17 protein-coding genes are annotated in these 16,022 nt (G+C 66.6%); 15 read left to right on the forward strand and 2 right to left on the reverse strand.

The window, feature by feature from the left end; all coding sequences use genetic code 11:
- The first annotated feature begins 6 nt into the window (after positions 1-6).
- The 14 genes from AC1RJW_RS07730 to AC1RJW_RS07795 all read left to right on the forward strand — a co-directional run bounded on the left by AC1RJW_RS07730 (position 7) and on the right by AC1RJW_RS07795 (position 14,132).
- Entirely contained in the window at positions 7-768 is a 762-nt protein-coding gene (locus AC1RJW_RS07730) for a HesA/MoeB/ThiF family protein (protein WP_493044465.1), read from the forward strand.
- A 93-nt stretch (positions 769-861) separates the two neighbouring features.
- The gene (gene gspG, locus AC1RJW_RS07735) at positions 862-1,314 is read left to right on the forward strand and encodes a type II secretion system major pseudopilin GspG (RefSeq protein ID WP_326457733.1); all 453 of its coding nucleotides are present in this window, start codon (positions 862-864) and stop codon (positions 1,312-1,314) included.
- 12 nt (positions 1,315-1,326) lie between these two features.
- Complete coding sequence (locus AC1RJW_RS07740) at positions 1,327-1,821, forward strand: GspH/FimT family pseudopilin (RefSeq protein ID WP_051991350.1); 495 nt, start codon at positions 1,327-1,329, stop codon at positions 1,819-1,821.
- Positions 1,818-2,201 carry a type II secretion system minor pseudopilin GspI gene (gene gspI, locus AC1RJW_RS07745; RefSeq protein WP_326457732.1) on the forward strand — a complete coding sequence of 128 codons (384 nt, stop codon included), beginning with the start codon at positions 1,818-1,820 and terminating at the stop codon, positions 2,199-2,201. The genes AC1RJW_RS07740 and gspI overlap by 4 nt, the downstream gene beginning before the upstream one ends.
- Positions 2,201-2,824: a PulJ/GspJ family protein gene (locus AC1RJW_RS07750; protein ID WP_493044466.1), complete on the forward strand. Its 624-nt coding sequence runs from the start codon at positions 2,201-2,203 to the stop codon at positions 2,822-2,824. Before gspI ends, AC1RJW_RS07750 begins: the two co-directional genes overlap by 1 nt.
- Positions 2,821-3,789, forward strand: a complete 969-nt coding sequence (gene gspK / locus AC1RJW_RS07755) for a type II secretion system minor pseudopilin GspK (protein WP_493044467.1) — start codon at positions 2,821-2,823, stop codon at positions 3,787-3,789. Before AC1RJW_RS07750 ends, gspK begins: the two co-directional genes overlap by 4 nt.
- Before the next feature lie 19 nt (positions 3,790-3,808).
- Positions 3,809-5,038 (forward strand): type II secretion system protein GspL, encoded by a 1,230-nt coding sequence (gene gspL, locus AC1RJW_RS07760; protein ID WP_493044468.1) that lies wholly within the window; start codon positions 3,809-3,811, stop codon positions 5,036-5,038.
- The gene (locus tag AC1RJW_RS07765; protein WP_493044469.1) at positions 5,035-5,568 is read left to right on the forward strand and encodes a type II secretion system protein M; all 534 of its coding nucleotides are present in this window, start codon (positions 5,035-5,037) and stop codon (positions 5,566-5,568) included. The genes gspL and AC1RJW_RS07765 overlap by 4 nt, the downstream gene beginning before the upstream one ends.
- Positions 5,565-6,341: a type II secretion system protein N gene (locus tag AC1RJW_RS07770; protein ID WP_493044470.1), complete on the forward strand. Its 777-nt coding sequence runs from the start codon at positions 5,565-5,567 to the stop codon at positions 6,339-6,341. Before AC1RJW_RS07765 ends, AC1RJW_RS07770 begins: the two co-directional genes overlap by 4 nt.
- Positions 6,338-8,569 (forward strand): type II secretion system secretin GspD, encoded by a 2,232-nt coding sequence (gene gspD / locus AC1RJW_RS07775; protein ID WP_493044471.1) that lies wholly within the window; start codon positions 6,338-6,340, stop codon positions 8,567-8,569. The genes AC1RJW_RS07770 and gspD overlap by 4 nt, the downstream gene beginning before the upstream one ends.
- Positions 8,570-8,579: 10 nt before the next feature.
- Positions 8,580-10,001 (forward strand): type II secretion system ATPase GspE, encoded by a 1,422-nt coding sequence (gene gspE / locus AC1RJW_RS07780; RefSeq protein WP_475415871.1) that lies wholly within the window; start codon positions 8,580-8,582, stop codon positions 9,999-10,001.
- A gap of 10 nt (positions 10,002-10,011) precedes the next feature.
- Entirely contained in the window at positions 10,012-11,232 is a 1,221-nt protein-coding gene (gspF, locus tag AC1RJW_RS07785; protein ID WP_493044472.1) for a type II secretion system inner membrane protein GspF, read from the forward strand.
- A gap of 19 nt (positions 11,233-11,251) precedes the next feature.
- The gene (locus AC1RJW_RS07790) at positions 11,252-11,818 is read left to right on the forward strand and encodes a type II secretion system protein N (RefSeq protein WP_493044473.1); all 567 of its coding nucleotides are present in this window, start codon (positions 11,252-11,254) and stop codon (positions 11,816-11,818) included.
- A 58-nt stretch (positions 11,819-11,876) separates the two neighbouring features.
- Positions 11,877-14,132 carry a patatin-like phospholipase family protein gene (locus AC1RJW_RS07795; RefSeq protein WP_493044474.1) on the forward strand — a complete coding sequence of 752 codons (2,256 nt, stop codon included), beginning with the start codon at positions 11,877-11,879 and terminating at the stop codon, positions 14,130-14,132.
- Here AC1RJW_RS07795 and AC1RJW_RS07800 read toward each other — a convergent pair.
- Positions 14,105-14,890, reverse strand: a complete 786-nt coding sequence (locus AC1RJW_RS07800) for a helix-turn-helix domain-containing protein (RefSeq protein WP_493044475.1) — start codon at positions 14,888-14,890, stop codon at positions 14,105-14,107. The two genes, AC1RJW_RS07795 and AC1RJW_RS07800, sit on opposite strands and share 28 nt — an antisense overlap.
- Positions 14,891-15,057: 167 nt before the next feature.
- Between AC1RJW_RS07800 and AC1RJW_RS07805 the strand changes: the two genes are divergently transcribed.
- Positions 15,058-15,672, forward strand: coding sequence for an outer membrane protein (locus AC1RJW_RS07805; RefSeq protein WP_326457721.1), 615 nt, complete (start codon positions 15,058-15,060; stop codon positions 15,670-15,672).
- Positions 15,673-15,825: 153 nt separating this feature from the next.
- On the opposite strand, the gene AC1RJW_RS07810 is transcribed toward AC1RJW_RS07805, so the two are convergent.
- Complete coding sequence (locus AC1RJW_RS07810; protein ID WP_493044476.1) at positions 15,826-16,020, reverse strand: hypothetical protein; 195 nt, start codon at positions 16,018-16,020, stop codon at positions 15,826-15,828.
- Positions 16,021-16,022 lie beyond the last annotated feature (2 nt).

The raw sequence follows: 16,022 nt of genomic DNA on the forward strand, positions 1-16,022 counted from the left end.
GCCGCCATGAACGATGCCCAACTGCTGCGCTATTCGCGCCACATCCTGTTAGACGAGATCGGCATCGAGGGCCAGCAAGCCTTGCTCGATGCGCATGTGCTGGTGATCGGCGCGGGCGGGCTCGGTTCGCCCGCGGCCATGTACCTGGCCGCCAGCGGCGTCGGCAAGCTGACCCTGGTCGATGACGACACGGTCGATCTGACCAATCTGCAGCGCCAGATCGCCCACACGACGGCCCGCGTGGGCCAGCCGAAAGTGCTGTCGGCGCGCGAAACCTTGACCGGCATCAACCCCGAGATTGCCATCATCGCCTTGCAGGAGCGTCTGGACGGCGCGCGCCTGGCCGAACTGGTCTTGTCCGCCACGGTGGTGCTCGACTGCACCGACAACTTCGCCACGCGCCACGCCGTCAACCGCGCCTGCGTGGCCGCGAGGGTGCCGCTGGTGTCGGGCGCCGTGATCCGTTTCGACGGGCAAGTGAGCGTGTTCGACCCGCGCACGGGCACGCAGCCCTGCTATTCCTGCCTGTTTCCACAGGAGCAGCAGTTCACGGACGAGGCGTGCTCGACCATGGGCGTGTTCGCGCCGCTGGTGGGCGTGGTGGGCGCCATGCAGGCGGCCGAGGCCTTGAAACTGATCATGGGCGCGGGCGAATCCTTGGCCGGGCGCCTGCTGCTGCTCGACGGGCTGCACATGGAATGGAGCAGCATGCGCGTCGCGCGCGACCCCGGCTGCGCCGTTTGCGGCAAAGTGGTCTTGCCGGCCTGACGGCCGCCGCACAAATTTTTCCCCATATGACAGGCTTTGTCATATTTCCGCTTTATACTCTGCACTCATTACTCACCTTCTTCTCTCTTTCTTATGCAAAACGCAGCAAACCATCCGATACGCCAGCGCCGCGCGCGCGGCTTCACTTTGATCGAAATCATGGTCGTGGTGGTGATCATGGGCATCCTCGCCTCGCTGGTGGTGCCCAAGCTGATCGCCCGCACGGGCGAGTCGAAAGTGGCGGCGGCGAAAGTCGACATCGCCACCGTGATGCAAGCCTTGAAACTGTACCGTCTGGATAACCAGCGCTACCCGACCACCGAGCAGGGCTTGCAGGCGCTGATCGAAAAACCGACCACGGGACCGGCCGCGAATGGCTGGAAGGCGGGCGGCTATCTGGAAAAGATGCCGAAAGATCCATGGGGCAACCCGTACCAGTACCTGTCGCCGGGCGTGAAGGGCGAAGTCGACATCATCTCGCTGGGCGCCGACGGCCAGCCTGGCGGTAGCGGCGACGATGCCGATATCGGCTCCTGGGAACTGTAAGTCTTCCATTGCATGCCTGCCATGACCACCGGTCGCGCACTGCCCCGGCCACGCGCCAGCGGCTTCACGCTGATCGAATTGCTGGTGGTGATGGTCATCATCGGCGTTACCCTGGGCCTGGTATCGCTGAACGCGATGCCGAATGGCCAGCAGGCGCTGCAAAAGGAAGCCGAGCGCATCGCCCTGCTGCTGCAGCTGGCGCGCGATGAAGCCATCGTGCGCAGCCGGCAGGTGGCGTTCGAGGCTGACGAAAATCAATACCGTTTCCTGGTCCTCAATGAAAAGCTGTGGCAACCCGTGACGCAGGACGATTTGCTGCGCGAGCGCGCGTTTGCGAATACCCCCATGCTGCTCAGCGTGCAGCCGTCGAGCAGCGTGGCCCAGCCGCTGCGCATCATCTTCGGCCGCGAACCGGTCGACAAGCCTTTCGTGCTGACCCTGGCCAGCGGCGAGCGCAGCGTGGCCATCCGCGCCGACGGCATCGGCCACTTCACGGTCGAGCAATGATGGCCTTCCCACGACAACGCCGCCAGCTTGGCTTCACTTTGCTGGAAGTGCTGGTCGCCCTCGTCATCGTCGGCACGGCCCTGGGCGCCTCGCTGCGCGCCGTCGGCAGCCTGACGCAGAACAGCGATGGCTTGCGCAGCGCCATGATGGCCACCTGGTCGGCGGAAAACCACCTGGTGCGCTTGCGCCTGGCGAAGACGTTCCCGCAGACGGGCAAGCGCACGGTCGACTGCCCGCAGGGCGACTTAAAACTCATCTGCGAGGAAGAAGTGGTGGCCACGCCGAACCCCCGCATCCGCCAAGTGCGCGTCAACGTATACGACGTGCAATATCCGGCCCGGCGCATCGTGCGCCTGGTCTTGCTTTCCTTTAACGACTGATGGCGCGCCGCCCCGTCCCTGCTGGTGGTTTCACGCTGATCGAGCTGCTCGTGGCGATCGGCATCCTGGCCATGGTCGCCGTGCTGGGCTGGCGCGGCCTGGACAGCATCATGCGTTCGCGCGAAGTGCTGACCAGCCAGCTGGAGCAGGCGCGCGGCATGCAGCTGGCGTTTGCCCAGATGCAAAGCGATTGCGACCACTTGGCCGGTGCCGGCCAGAACAACAACCTGCTGAATGGCCGCATCAACCTGACGGCCGAGACCGACCGCCTGACCCTGGTGCGCCTGGCCGCGTCGGAGCAGGAGCCGCAGCAGTTGCAAGTGGTCACTTACCGCCTGCGCGGCGGCGTGCTGACGCGGCGCGAGTCGAACGGCACGCGCGACCTGGCCGTGCTCGACACCCTGTGGCAGGCGGCGCGCGACGATACCGATACCTCCAGCGCCGACGTGACCCTGATGCGCGGCGTCGACAGCATGGTCATGCGCGGCTGGAACAATGGCGCCTGGAACGTGCTGACGGCCGGCGCCACCATCTCCACGCAAGTGCCGGGCCTGGAAGTGACCCTGCAGATGCCGGGCCAGGATGCGGGCCTGTCCAAAGTCTTTTTATTGGGGCCGGGATGAAGCCGTTCATTCGCCCCGCGCGCCAGCGCGGCGTGGCCGTCATCACGGCCTTGCTGCTGACGGCGCTGGCCATCACCGTCGTCGCCAGCCTGTTCTGGCAGCAGCAGGTGCAGGTGCGCTCGATGGAAAACCAGCGCCTGCGCCTGCAGACGCAGTGGGCCATGCGCGGCATGGTCGACTTTGCCCGCTTCTGGTTGCGCCAGGACAATCCCATGCTGACGGCGCTGGACGGCGTCTGGGCCACGCCCATCGAGGAAGCGCGGCTCGACGATTACGTGGACCGCGAAAAGGTCGACACGGAGAAATTCGACGCCACCGTCTCGGGCCGCGCGCTCGATGCGCAGGCGCGTTTTAATATTACCAACCTGGTCGACGCCACGGGCACCATCAATCCGAAGCAGGTGCTGGCCTACCAGCGATTATTATCAAATATGAAACTCGACAGCGGCCTGGCGCAAGCGACGGCCGATGCCGTGCTGCGCGCCAAGCCGAAACCGCGCAGCAGCGGCAGCGACGGCAAGACGCCCGCCGCCACGCCCGCATCGGGCGGCAGCAGCGAGCCGGTGGCGTTCACCCAGGTCGAGGATCTGCTGGCCGTGCCCGGCTATACGCCGCAGATGATCGAGCAGCTGCGCGATGTCGTCATCATCTTGCCGGAATTGACGCCGATCAACGTAAATACGGCCCCGGCCGAGGTGCTGGCGGCCGTGACGATGATGTCGCTGTCCGAGGCGAGTGCCTTGACCTTGAGCAATCCGCGTAAAAAGTTTGTCGATAAGTTAAATTTCCAGAATAATATTAATGCTGCACTGATTGAGGGCGTCGAGCTTGACGTGAAGAGCCGTTACTTCCTTACCGTCATCCGCGTGCGGCTGGACCGTGCCGCCCTCGATGCCGTGGCGCTCGTCAATCGAAAAACGGATCCGCAACGCACCACCAGCCTGGTCTGGCTGCGGGAAAATTAACAGCTGAAAGCGAGTCACTTTGACAATACTGTATATCCGTCACCCGGCCAAGGCGTCCACCGACAGCGCGCCTGCCTGCTCCTTCGTGCTGGCCGGCGACGGCGGCGCCTTGCTGCAGCAGGGCAGCGCGCCGCTGGGCAGCCTGGGCCAGCTGATCGCCGGCGCGAAGCAGGTGGTGCTGCTGCTGGCGGCGGCCGACGTGACCCTGCTGCGCCTGAAAACCCCGCCGCTGGCCGGCGCCCGCCTGCGCGCGGCCTTGCCGGGCCTGGTGGAAGAACACATCCTCGGCGATGCCCAGGATTGCCTGCTGGCCGCCGGCGCGCCCGATGCGGCAGGCATGCGCACGGTGGCCGTGGCGCAGCGCGCCTGGGCCGAGGTACTCGTGAAAGCCTTGCTGGCGCAGGGCGCGCGCAAGGTGGTGCTGCTGCCGTCCCAGCTGTGCCTGCCCTTGCAGCCGGGCAGCGTGACGGCCGCCCTGCAAGCCAGCGGCGACGGCCTGGAACTGGCCTTGCGCCAGGCGCCGCAAGAGGGGCTGGGCCTGGTCTTGCCGGCCCAGCCGCAGCAGGCGCTGCTGACGACGCGCGCGTTTGCCGGCGACGTGCCCCTGACGGTCTACGTGGCGCAGACCGAGCTTGCGCAATATCAAGAACTGGCCGCCGGCATGGACGGCGTGACGGTGGAATCCGACCACTGGGCGCACTGGATCGCCGGCGCCAGGGGCGCGGGGCTGGACCTGGCCCCTGCGCTGGGCACGGCCACGGGATCGGCCACCGAGTGGCGCCGCTGGCGCTGGCCCATCCGTCTGGCGCTGCTGGCCGTGGTCGTCAACCTGGCCGGCATGAATATCGAATGGATGCGCCTGAAGCGCGAGGCCGCCACCGTGCGCACCTCGATGCAGCAAACCTTCAAGGCCGCGTATCCGAACGAGGCGCCCGTGTACGGGCTGGAAGCGGAACAGATGCGGCGCAATATCGCTGCCGCCCGCCTGCAAAGCGGGCAGGCGAGCATGGATGACTTCACCAGCATGAGCGCGGCGCTGGGCGAGGCGCTGGGCGGCCTGGCCGGGCGCGGCGTGGTGGCCTCGCTGGAATACCGCGAGCGCGCCCTGATCGTCAAGCTGAAGCCGGACATGGTCGACGCCAGCGCCCAGGCGCAGGTGCGCGACGGCCTGGCCGCGCGCAAGCTGGCCTTGAATGAAACGGCGCCGGGCGTGTGGAAGATCACGCCGGCCACGGGAGCAAAAGCATGAGTGCAGCAGTGAACAAGGCGCGTGCCGCGTTGGTGGGCCGGCAACAGGCGGTGCAGGCCTTCTGGGCCGAGCGCACGCCACAGGAGCGCAAGCTCTTGACCATTGGCGGCGTGGTGGCGGGGCTGGCCTTCATCTATGCCGTGTTTTTCGAGCCGGCGTGGACGGGCCGCATCGCCTTGCAAAAGAGCTTGCCCGAGCTGCGCCAGAACGCGGCCCAGCTGCAGGCGCTGGCGCGTGAAGCGGGCGAACTGGCGCGCCAGGCGCCCGTGCAGGTGGCGCCCATGGGCCGCGAAAGCCTCGACTCTTCGCTGAAAGCGCGCGGCCTGGCGCCGCAATCGCTGTCGCTGACGGGAGAATATGCGCGCGTGCAGCTGAACGGCGTGCCGTTCGCCAGCGTCATGCTGTGGCTGGACGGCTTGCGCCGCGAAGGCCGCGTGGCGGTGCAGGAAGCGAAGATCACGGCGCAGGGCAAGGCGGGACTGGTCGATGCCAGCCTGACCCTGCACCAGAGCCCGGGCGCGGCACGATGATGCGCCTGCTTGGCTGGCTGCTGGCCATCATCGTCAGCGTCTGCGTCACCCTGCTGGTGTTTTTTCCGGCCAGCTGGGTGGCGGGCATCGTGGAAAAGCAGACGGGCGGACGTTTGACCTTGGGCGACGCGCAAGGTACCCTGTGGCGCGGTTCGGCCTTTATCGGCGGGGCGGCCAGCGCGAATGGCGCCGTGACGCCCCTGCTGCCGGGGCGTTTCAGCTGGCGCATTTCGCCCTCGGTGCTGTGGGGATCGGCGGACGTGGAACTGCAAAACGCGCAGGCGTTGTCGCAGCCGGTGAACCTGCGCGGCTCGTGGTCGCACTGGCAAGTCAGCCCGGCGGCCCTGCTGCTGCCGGCCGATGGCCTCGGCGGTCTCGGTGCGCCGTTAAATACCGTGGCGCCGACGGGCAGCATGCGCCTGTCGTGGAGCACCCTGCAGCTGGCTTTGGAGCAGCGGCAGTTTTCCGCCATCGGCCGCACCACCCTGCAGATGACGGACATGGCCTCGCGCCTGTCGTCCTTGCGTCCGCTGGGCAGCTACGAGCTCGATTTCGATTGGCAGGGGCAGCAAGCGACGTTGACCTTGCGCTCCATCAAGGGCCCGCTGCTGCTCGACGGCAGCGGCAGCCTGCAACAGGGGCGCATGCAGTTTTCCGGCCAGGCCCAGGCCGCAGCAGGATATGAAGAGACCTTGGCGAGTTTGTTGAATTTGCTGGGACAGCGCCGTAGCAATAGCGAAAAAAACATCATCGCCTTAGAGTTCAGACAATGAAAAAACCATCCGTGAGCCCAATTACCTCCTCCTTCTCGCTGCGCCGCCTGTCGGCCGCCGCCTTGCTGTGCTGTTCCGTGGCCGGCATGCCGGCGCCCGTCTGGGCCGCGCCCGGCGATGAGGCGGCGCTCAATTTCGTCGGCGCCGACATCGAATCGGTGATCAAGGCGGTGGGCCATTACACCAACATCAATTTCGTCATCGACCCGCGCGTCAAGGGCACGATCACCTTGGTGTCGGAAAAATCGATCAGCAAGACGCAGGCGTTCGGGCTGCTGGCCTCGGCCTTGCGCCTGCAGGGCTATGCGGTGGTCTCCGGCGACGGCTATGCCAAGGTGGTGCCGGAAGCGGACGCCAAGCTGCAATCCGTGCCGACCCAGGTGGGCAACGGCGCCAGCCAGGTGAAGGGCGACCAGATCGCCACCCAGGTGTTTTATTTGAACTACGAGTCGTCGGCCAACCTGCTGGCTGTGCTGCGCCCCCTGATTTCGCCGAACAACACGATTAATGCCAACCCGGGCAACAACTCGCTGGTGATCACCGATTACGCGGATAACCTCAAGCGCCTGGCGAAGATCATCGCCGCGCTCGACGTGCCCGCCTCGACGGACCTGGACGTGATCCCCGTGCGCTATGCCATCGCCTCCGACCTGGCCTCGATGGTCAATAAACTGATGGAAGGCGGGAATGCGGGTGCCGGGGCGGCGGGCGACACGGGCAAGGTGTCCGTGCTGGCCGACCCGCGCACCAATTCGCTGGTGCTGCGCGCGCCGTCGGCGGCGCGCGCCAACCTGGCCAAGTCGCTGATCTCGAAGCTGGACCAGCCCACCACGCAGCTGGGCAACGTGCACGTGGTGTACCTGAAAAATGCGGACGCCACCAAGCTGGCGCAGACCCTGCGCTCGGTGGTGACGTCGGACGGCACGGCCGCTTCGGCGCAGCAGGGCACCAGCAACCAGAGCACGAACAACCCGATCAGCCAGAACAACAGCGGCATGAACAGCACTGGCCTGGGCGGCAATACGCAAAGCGGCACCTCGGGCGGCGCCTCGCTGAACAACGGGCCGCAGCAGCTGTCGTCGGGCGGGGCGGCCGGCTTCATCCAGGCCGACGCGTCGACGAATACCCTGATTTTGACCTGCAACGAAGCCGTCTACCGCAACCTGCGCGCCGTGATCGACCAGCTCGACGTGCGCCGCGCCCAGGTCTACATCGAGGCGCTGATCGTCGAAGTGACGTCGGCCAAGGCGTCCGAGTTCGGCGTGCAGTGGCTGGGGCTTTCCGGCGACAGCACCAGCAACTACCGCGTGGGCGCGCTGCAGTCGTTCGCCGGCGGCACCAACAACAATATCGCCGCCATCGCCACCGGTGGTGGCAAGACCCTGCCCACGGGCGGCCTGACCCTGGGTATCTTCAAGCAGATCAACGGCGCGCTGGGCCTGGGTGCCGTGGCGCATGCGCTGGAATCGGACGGCAACGCCAACATCCTGTCGACGCCGAACCTGATCACCCTGGATAATGAACTGGCGACCATCAAGGTGGGCCAGAACGTGCCTATCCTGACGGGCCAGTACACCAGCACGGCCGGCACCAACACGAATCCCTTCCAGACCATCGACCGCAAGGAAGTGGGTCTGACCCTCAAGGTGCGCCCGCAGATTTCCGAGGGCGGCACGATCAAGCTGGGCATCTATCACGAGACGTCGAGCGTGGACAAATCCACGTCGACGGCCGTCAGCGGCATCACCATCAACAACCGCGTGATCGAAAACAATGTGCTGGCCGACGATGGCCAGATCATCGTGCTCGGTGGCCTGATCGAGGACAGCACGGGCGACAATGCGGAAAAAGTGCGTGGCCTGGGCGACATTCCCCTGATCGGCAACCTGTTCAAGTACCAGACGCGCGAGCGCAAGAAAACCAACCTGATGATCTTCCTGCGCCCTGTCATCGTGCGCAACAAGGAGCAGAGCGGCAGCCTGGCGGCCGACCGCTACGATTACATGCGCTCGGCCGAGACGGCCGCCGTGCCGGCCACGGGCAACCTGATGCTGAAGGACCTGGGCACGCCCGTGCTGCCGGCCCTGCAGGATGGCCAGCCCGTGGGCGGCAGCATGGTGACGCGTCCCGTGCCGCCGGCACCGACGCCGCCGCCAGGCGCGCCGGCCAACGCCGCCACGCCGCCGCAGCCGCTGCTGCAGCAATACCAGCAGCAGCCGCAGAAGTGATGGGACAGTCATGAGCAATCTGCTTCCCTACGCCTACGCGCGCGATTTCGGCTTGCTGGCACGGCCCGGCGCCCTTGAAGGCGCCCCCGTCGAGGTACTGGTGGCCGCTTCGACGGCGCCGGCGGCGATTGCCGAGGTGTCGCGCCGTTTCGGCCAGATCCAGTTGACGGTGCTGCCGCGCGCCGAACTCGATGCGGCGATTGCCGGCGCCTACGCGGGCGGCGGCGGCGATGCGTCGCAGATGGCCGATGAATTCGACGCCGACCTCGATCTCACCAAGCTGTTGCAGGACGTGCCGGCCATCGAGGACTTGCTCGAATCGTCCGACGACGCGCCCGTCATCCGCATGATCAACGCGCTGCTGACGCAGGCGCTGCGCGAAGGCGCCTCCGATATCCACATCGAGCCGTTCGAGCAGACCTCCGTCGTGCGCTTCCGCATCGATGGCAGCCTGCGCGACGTGGTGCGTCCCCGCAAAGCCATCCACGGCTCGCTGATTTCGCGCATCAAGATCATGGCGCAGCTCGATATCGCGGAAAAACGCTTGCCGCAGGACGGCCGCATCACCCTGCGCGTGGGCGGCAAGCCCGTCGACGTGCGCGTCTCGACCCTGCCTACCGGGCATGGCGAACGGGCCGTATTGCGCTTGTTGGACAAGGAAGCGGGCCGTCTCGACCTGCAGCACCTGGGCATGAGCGCGCCCATGCTGGGGCAGTTCGATGGCCTGATCACGCAGCCGCACGGCATCGTGCTCGTCACGGGTCCCACCGGTTCGGGCAAGACGACGACGTTATACGCGGCGCTGTCGATGCTCAACGCCACCACCACGAATATCCTGACGGTGGAAGACCCGATCGAGTACGACCTGGCCGGCGTGGGCCAGACGCAGGTCAATCCGCGCATCGACATGACATTTGCCAAGGCGCTGCGGGCGATTTTGCGGCAAGATCCCGATGTGATCATGATCGGCGAGATCCGCGACCTGGAAACGGCGCAGATCGCTGTGCAGGCGTCGCTGACGGGCCATCTGGTGCTGGCGACCCTGCACACCAACGACGCCTCGGCGGCCGTCACGCGTTTGCTCGACATGGGCATCGAACCATTCCTGCTGTCGTCGTCCCTGCTGGGCGTATTGGCGCAGCGGCTGGTGCGCAAATTGTGCGGTTCCTGCAAGACCTTCGACGGGCAGTACTGGCAGGCGGTCGGCTGCGAGCAGTGCGGCCAGACGGGCTACCAGGGCCGCGTGGGCGTATATGAACTGCTGCGCACGACGGAACAGATCCGCGCGCAGATCCATAACCGCGCGTCGGAAGCGGAAGTGCGCGCCGTAGCCTTGCAGGACGGCATGACGAGCATGCGCGACGACGGCGAACGCTGGCTGCGCGACGGCACCACCACGCAGGCCGAATTGCTGCGCGTGACCAAAGACTAGGCCCGCCACCATGCCCGCATTCCGTTATGAAGCCGTCGACGCCCAGGGCGCCACCCGCAAGGGCGTGCTCAATGCCGACAGTCCCCGTTCCGCGCGCGCCGAGCTGCGCGTGCAAGGCCTGGTGCCGCTGGCCGTCGAACCGATCGCCGCGCAGGTCGACGCCGCCGGCGTGACCAAGCGGCGCGGCTTCGGCGAGCGCCTGTCCAGCACCGAGCTGGCCCTGTTTACGCGCCAGCTGGCCAGTTTGCTGGAAGCGGGCCTGCCGCTGGAGCAGGCCTTTTCCGCGCTGCTGGAACAGGCCGAGCGGCCGTATCTGCGCGACCTGATCGCCTCGATCCGCTCGGAAGTGATCGGCGGCGCCGCGTTTTCCGACGTGCTGGCCCGCCATCCGCGCGATTTCGCGGAAATCTACCGGGCGCTGGTGGCGTCGGGCGAGCAGATCGGCCATTTGTCGCGCGTGCTCTCGCGCCTGGCCGACTATATCGAACGGCGCAATGCGCTGGTGCAGAAGGTCAAGCTGGCGTTTACCTATCCGGCCATCGTCACCGTGGTGGCGTTTTCCATCGTCATTTTCCTGCTCACCTATGTGGTGCCGCAGATCGTTTCCGTATTCGCCAATACCAAGCAAAAGCTGCCCATGCTGACGGTGATCATGCTGGCGCTGTCGGACTTCGTGCGCCACTATGGCATCGTCGTGGCGATCGCCCTCGCCGGCGCCTGGTTCGCCTGGCGCCGCGCGCTGCAGCAGCCGGCGTTGAAGCGGCGCTGGCATACCTGGCTGCTGACGGCGCCCCTGTACGGGAAATTCGAGCGCAGCCTGAATACGGCGCGTTTTGCCAGCACGCTGGCCATCACCACGGGGTCCGGCGTGCCGATCCTGCGCGCGCTCGACACCAGCCGCGACACGCTCACCAATGTGGCGATGCAGGAACTGGTGGCTGACGCCAGCGGCGCCGTGCGCGAGGGCGTCAGCCTGGCGCGCGCGCTGTCGGCGCAAAAGCATTTTCCGCCGATGCTGATCCACATGATACGCGCGGGCGAAATCACGGGCGAGCTGCCGGCCATGCTGGAACGCGCCGCCAGCGCGCAGGAGCAGGACCTGGAACGCCGCACGCTCACCATTGCGGGCCTGCTGGAGCCGGCCCTGATCCTGGCCATGGGCGTGGTGGTGCTGCTGATCGTGCTGGCCGTGCTGATGCCGATTATCGAGATTAATCAGCTGGTGCGTTAAGAGAAATATCAAGGAAACCATGAAGCGTTTGCCACAACTTGTAAGTTTGCTCGCCGTCGTGGCGCTGTCCGTGTCGCTGGCCTACTGGGCCATGCAGCTGTTCAAGGCGCCGCAGCGCCCCATCAATCCACCCGCCGTGCCGGTGGTGCAGGATGCCAGCGTGGAGGCGGGCGCTTCGCTGTTCGGCGGCCAGGTCAGCGTGGCCACGGCCAGCAACTACCAGCTCAAGGGCGTGGTCGCCGCCAGCAATGGCCGCGGCAGCGTGGCCATCATCTCGACCGATGGCAAGCCGTCCGTGGCCTTGCCCGAGGGCGCCGAGGTGGTGCCCGGCGTGACGGTGCTGGAAGTGCATGCGCGCCATGTGCTGCTGCGCGATGGCGGCGTGAGCAAGCGCATCGACCTGGTGGCCGATGACAAGGCGCTGGCCTTGCCGGGGCCCGTGTCCGCCACCCCGGCGCCGGCACCGGCCCCCGCGCCGGCAACGAACCTGGTGCCGCCGCCGCTGCCGATGGAGCAGCAGCGTCCGGCGACCGTGATGCCGGCGCCGCCGCAGGTGAGCGGCAGCGTGCCGCCGCCGTCGAATTAACGCCGTTCTTATCGTATTTTGCCGATGGCGCCGTGCCGCCATCGCCACAGGAGTCTTCATGTTCTCGATCCGTGCCGTCCTGGCGGGCTGCGTGGCGGCGCTGTGCGCCTTACCGCAAGCCGCCGCCGCTGACGTCCCCGCTGCTGCCGCACCTTCCGTTCCTCCCCTGGCCGTTCCTGCGCCCGTGCCGGCGCGCCCGCGCATCGCCCTGGTGCTGTCGGGCGGCGGCGCGCGCGGTCTCGCGCATATCGGCGTATTGAAAGTGCTGCAGGAGCTGCATGTGCCGATCGACATGGTGGTCGGCACCAGCATGGGCGGCGTGGTGGGCGGCGCGTACGCGGCCGGCGCTTCCGTGGCGGACCTGGAAAAGATGGCGCGCGATACCAACTGGGCGCGCGTGGTGGCCGACCGGCCGCCACGCGACGAACTGGCGTTCCGCCGCCGCGAGGAAGACTTATTGCTGCCGTCGCGCATCGAGTTCGGCACCAGCCGCAACGGCATTTCCACGCCGCCGGCGGCGGCCAGCAATGCGGCGCTGGAAATGGCCTTGAACCGGCTGCTGCCGGCCGGCATGCGCGACCGTCCCGCCAGCCAGCTGCCGCTGCCTTTCCGCTCGGTGGCCTCGGACCTGGTCAACGGCGAGCTGGTGGAACTGGTCGACACGCCCCTGTTCCTGTCGATGCGCGCCTCGCTGGCCGTGCCGGGCGTGTTTGCTCCCGTGCGCGTGAACAACCGGCTGGTGGTCGATGGGGGCCTGGTGCGCAACCTGCCCGTCGATATGGCGCGCGCCATGGGCGCCGACATCATCATCGCCGTCAACGTGGGCACGCCGTTGGCGCCGGAAAAAGAGCTGGGCAGCGCCATCGGCGTGGCGCAGCAGATGCTGCAGATTCTCACGGAGCAGAACGTGCAGCGCTCGCTCAAGGAGCTGCAGCCGCAGGACATCCTGGTGGCGCCGGACCTGACGGGCGTCAGCTTCCTCGACTTTGAAAACTATGCGCGCGCCATGCGCGCCGGCGAACAGGCGGCGCAGGCGCTGGCCGCCCGCCTGGCCCCGCTGGCCCTGCCTCCGGAACAGTATGCGGCGCGCGAGCAGCTGCGCCTGGCGGCGCCGGCGCTGCTGGACGTGGCCCTGCCGCTCACGCGCCTGGCTGTGGAAAGCGAAGGCGATATCAATCCGCGCATCCTGCAGGCGCAATCGGGCCTGGTGGAAGGGCAGTCGGTCAGCCAGGAAGATGTGCTCAAGGCGGCGGCCAAGCTGTATGGCCGCGGCGATGTGGCGCGCGTCGAGACGGAAGTGGTCGATGCGGGCGACCAGCGCGCCGTCACCATCAAGGCGGTCGAGGCGCCGTGGGCCAGCAGCCGCCTGCGCGTGGGCCTGGAAATGGCCAGCGATTTCAGGGACAGCAATACCTTTGCCCTGAAGCTGCTGCACGTGCGCTCGAATCTGAACAGCTGGGGCGGCGAATTGCGCAGCATGGTGCAGATCGGCACCGCGCGCAACTTCGGGGTGCAGTACTGGCAGCCGCTCGGTGCCGGCAACCCGTGGTATATCGCGCCATCGCTGCAGTACACTTCCCAGGCGGTCGACCTGTTCGACAAGGGCCGGCGCAATGCGCGCGTCGCTTACAGCGGCCAGGGCGCCAGCCTGGTGCTGGGGCGCCAGTTCGGTTTCTGGGGCGATCTGCAGTTCGGCATCACGCGCAGCGAAGTCAAGGCGGACATCAGCATCCCCGCCGACCCTGCCTATCCCAAGGAGCGGGCACTGGGCACCAACCAGTTCGTCCAGTTCCGCGTCGACACGCTCGATTCGCCCGGCTTCCCCACGCGCGGCGTGCTGTTCGACGCCACCTGGACGCGCTCCGCGACCACCGGTACGGGCGAATCGGGCCTGGGGCGCTCCGCCATCACGGGCCTGAAGGCGTTTGGGCGCGGCAACTGGGCCGGCCACGTGTATGGCGAATGGGCGCGCGCGCAGCGGGGCGAGGCGCCGCTCAGCCTGGGCGGCTTCCTGCGCCTGTCCGGCACGCAGTTCGAGTCGGTGACGGGGCGCAGCGTGGCCCTGGCGCGCTTCGTGATGGCGCGCCGCATCGGTTCCCTGCCCAGCACCCTGGGCGGCGCCGTGCGGGCCGGTTTTTCGCTGGAAATGGGCGGCGGCTTCGATCAGAGCGAGCGCTGGAAAGCCACCAAGTTCACGCAGGCGAGCAGCGCCTTCATTTCGGTCGATACGCGCTTCGGTCCCGTGTACGTGGCCTCGGGCGCATCGAAGGGCGGCGAGAGCACGCTTTATCTGTTCCTGGGCCCCGTCTGGTAAGCGACGCCCGGCGCGGCGGGCGCCGTGCTGCGGCGCAGCGCCGTGAAGGCGGCAAATTCCCATGAGCGAAACCCCAGCAACAGGGTAAAGCCGTCGCGTTCCTGCGGTGCCAGGCGCCGGTCGTTCTGGTGCAGGCGCGCCAGTTCCTCGGCCAGCTGGCGGATCTTCTGCACCAGCTCCTGCGCGCTCGACAGCGACAAACGCGCCGGGATGCACATCAGGGTTTCGCCGGCGCCGTCAAAATGCCCGCTGAAATAATCGGCCACCACGTGTTCGCGGAAGTACTGCTGCACGGGACCGTCGGCCAGCCAGTGGAAGGCGTTCGAGACGCGCAGGCTGTAGCGGTTCAGCGGCTTGAGTTCGATCAAGCCCAGGCGATCCAGTTCGGCCAGGCAGCCGATGCATTCGGCCTGCGTCAGCGCATACGTTTCCACCACCTGTTCCAGGCTCCAGTGGCCGAGGCAGCAGATCGCCACCAGCAGCAGGCGCGGATGCGCCACCAGCGACTTTTCCTGCACCAGGGTGAGGGTGTCGGCATGCGGCGTGATGTCGGCCGCGCCGCGCAGCACGTCTTCCATGGCGATGCCCGAGGCCTTGCAGATCAGGGCCAGGCGCGACAGCGACATGTCGTGCTGGCCGAACATGCGCTTGACGCTCGATTCGCTCATGCCGATGCGTTCGGCCAATACCTTGTACGTGATGCCGGCGGCGCGCAATTGGGTGCGCAGCACGCGCAAAACCAGTTCGGGTGAGCTCACGATAGTTCCTTTATGCAAGTTTGGTAGCGGATGGCGGTACCGAATGTATCCCTTAATGGCACTTTGCACAAGATGATAGTACTTCTCGGCAAAAGAGATGACACTCCCGCTTGTGGCTCGCGCAGCGCGCTACAACCAGGCAATCCATCCACTTGTAGAGGTTATCCATGTTCCCATCTTTCCGTTTCCCCGCAGCGCTGCTGGCGCTGGCCGCCATCGCTCCCTTGCATGCCGCCGCCGCCGAACCGGCGCCAGGTCCCATCTATGCGGGCGCCAGCTATGGCTTTCGCGCCAGCACGGGCCTCGATTGCATCGCCGGACAAGGCGACTGCGACAAAAGCAGCAAGCGCAATGGCAAGGCCTATGTGGGTTACAGTTTCGACGCGCTGCCGTTTCAGGGCGGCGTGGCCCTGCCTTCGGTTGAGCTGGTGGGGTACATGGGTGGCGAGGTCAAGTCCGGCTTCGACACGGGCGCCGGCAAGCGTGCTGGCCGCGGCAAGTTCACAGGCCTCGGCATACAAGGCGTGCTCGGCTACCAGTTCGACGCCTTTACCCTGAGCGGGCGCGCCGGCGCCGCGTACACGCAGGGCAAGGTCGATTATCTGGGCGGCGGCTCGGACAAGAAGGACAAGATCGGCCTGACCTACGGCATCGGCGCGGCATATGCGCTGAACCAGAACTGGTCGCTGCACCTCGACTGGGACCGCGTGCCCGTCAAATACAGCAGCAAGCAAACGACCAAGGTCGACATGTTTTCGCTGGGCGCGTCCTACCGTTTCTAAGGGGATGATGCTGCGGCAGAGAGTGGCCTGATGGCGGACGCCCCGGAACGGGGTGTCCGCGGGCGGCCTGAAATGCCCATGGCGGCGTTGCACGGCCTCGCCGTATTGCTCATACTGTCTTCGTCCATGCGCCTTGCCATGGACATTTCCAGATCAGTCTTTGACGTCTACTTTCAACAGCAATTTCGCCAGCAGGCGTTTTTCCTGCTGGCGCTGGCCTGACACGGTCTTTACGTGCGCCCCGGTGGCGCGCTGCAGGGCAGCCGTGGCGACGGGGTTGCGCGGTTTTTGCGAGGGTTCGACGCGGAACTGCATTTTCTGCCGCGTCGCCAAGGCCTTGTTTGCCATCG

It is taken from the genome of Janthinobacterium sp. GW822-FHT07A03, from assembly GCF_058798815.1.

Bases quoted from the DNA above. Each gene is read 5' to 3' on its own strand.
- AC1RJW_RS07730 (WP_493044465.1), top strand. From the start codon at position 7: ATGAACGATGCCCAACTGCTGCGCTATTCGCGCCACATCCTGTTAGAC.
- gspG (WP_326457733.1), top strand. From the start codon at position 862: ATGCAAAACGCAGCAAACCATCCGATACGCCAGCGCCGCGCGCGCGGC.
- AC1RJW_RS07740 (WP_051991350.1), top strand. From the start codon at position 1,327: ATGCCTGCCATGACCACCGGTCGCGCACTGCCCCGGCCACGCGCCAGC.
- gspI (WP_326457732.1), top strand. From the start codon at position 1,818: ATGATGGCCTTCCCACGACAACGCCGCCAGCTTGGCTTCACTTTGCTG.
- AC1RJW_RS07750 (WP_493044466.1), top strand. From the start codon at position 2,201: ATGGCGCGCCGCCCCGTCCCTGCTGGTGGTTTCACGCTGATCGAGCTG.
- gspK (WP_493044467.1), top strand. From the start codon at position 2,821: ATGAAGCCGTTCATTCGCCCCGCGCGCCAGCGCGGCGTGGCCGTCATC.
- AC1RJW_RS07765 (WP_493044469.1), top strand. From the start codon at position 5,035: ATGAGTGCAGCAGTGAACAAGGCGCGTGCCGCGTTGGTGGGCCGGCAA.
- AC1RJW_RS07770 (WP_493044470.1), top strand. From the start codon at position 5,565: ATGATGCGCCTGCTTGGCTGGCTGCTGGCCATCATCGTCAGCGTCTGC.
- gspD (WP_493044471.1), top strand. From the start codon at position 6,338: ATGAAAAAACCATCCGTGAGCCCAATTACCTCCTCCTTCTCGCTGCGC.
- gspE (WP_475415871.1), top strand. From the start codon at position 8,580: ATGAGCAATCTGCTTCCCTACGCCTACGCGCGCGATTTCGGCTTGCTG.
- gspF (WP_493044472.1), top strand. From the start codon at position 10,012: ATGCCCGCATTCCGTTATGAAGCCGTCGACGCCCAGGGCGCCACCCGC.
- AC1RJW_RS07790 (WP_493044473.1), top strand. From the start codon at position 11,252: ATGAAGCGTTTGCCACAACTTGTAAGTTTGCTCGCCGTCGTGGCGCTG.
- AC1RJW_RS07795 (WP_493044474.1), top strand. From the start codon at position 11,877: ATGTTCTCGATCCGTGCCGTCCTGGCGGGCTGCGTGGCGGCGCTGTGC.
- AC1RJW_RS07805 (WP_326457721.1), top strand. From the start codon at position 15,058: ATGTTCCCATCTTTCCGTTTCCCCGCAGCGCTGCTGGCGCTGGCCGCC.
- AC1RJW_RS07810 (WP_493044476.1), bottom strand. From the start codon at position 16,020: ATGGCAAACAAGGCCTTGGCGACGCGGCAGAAAATGCAGTTCCGCGTC.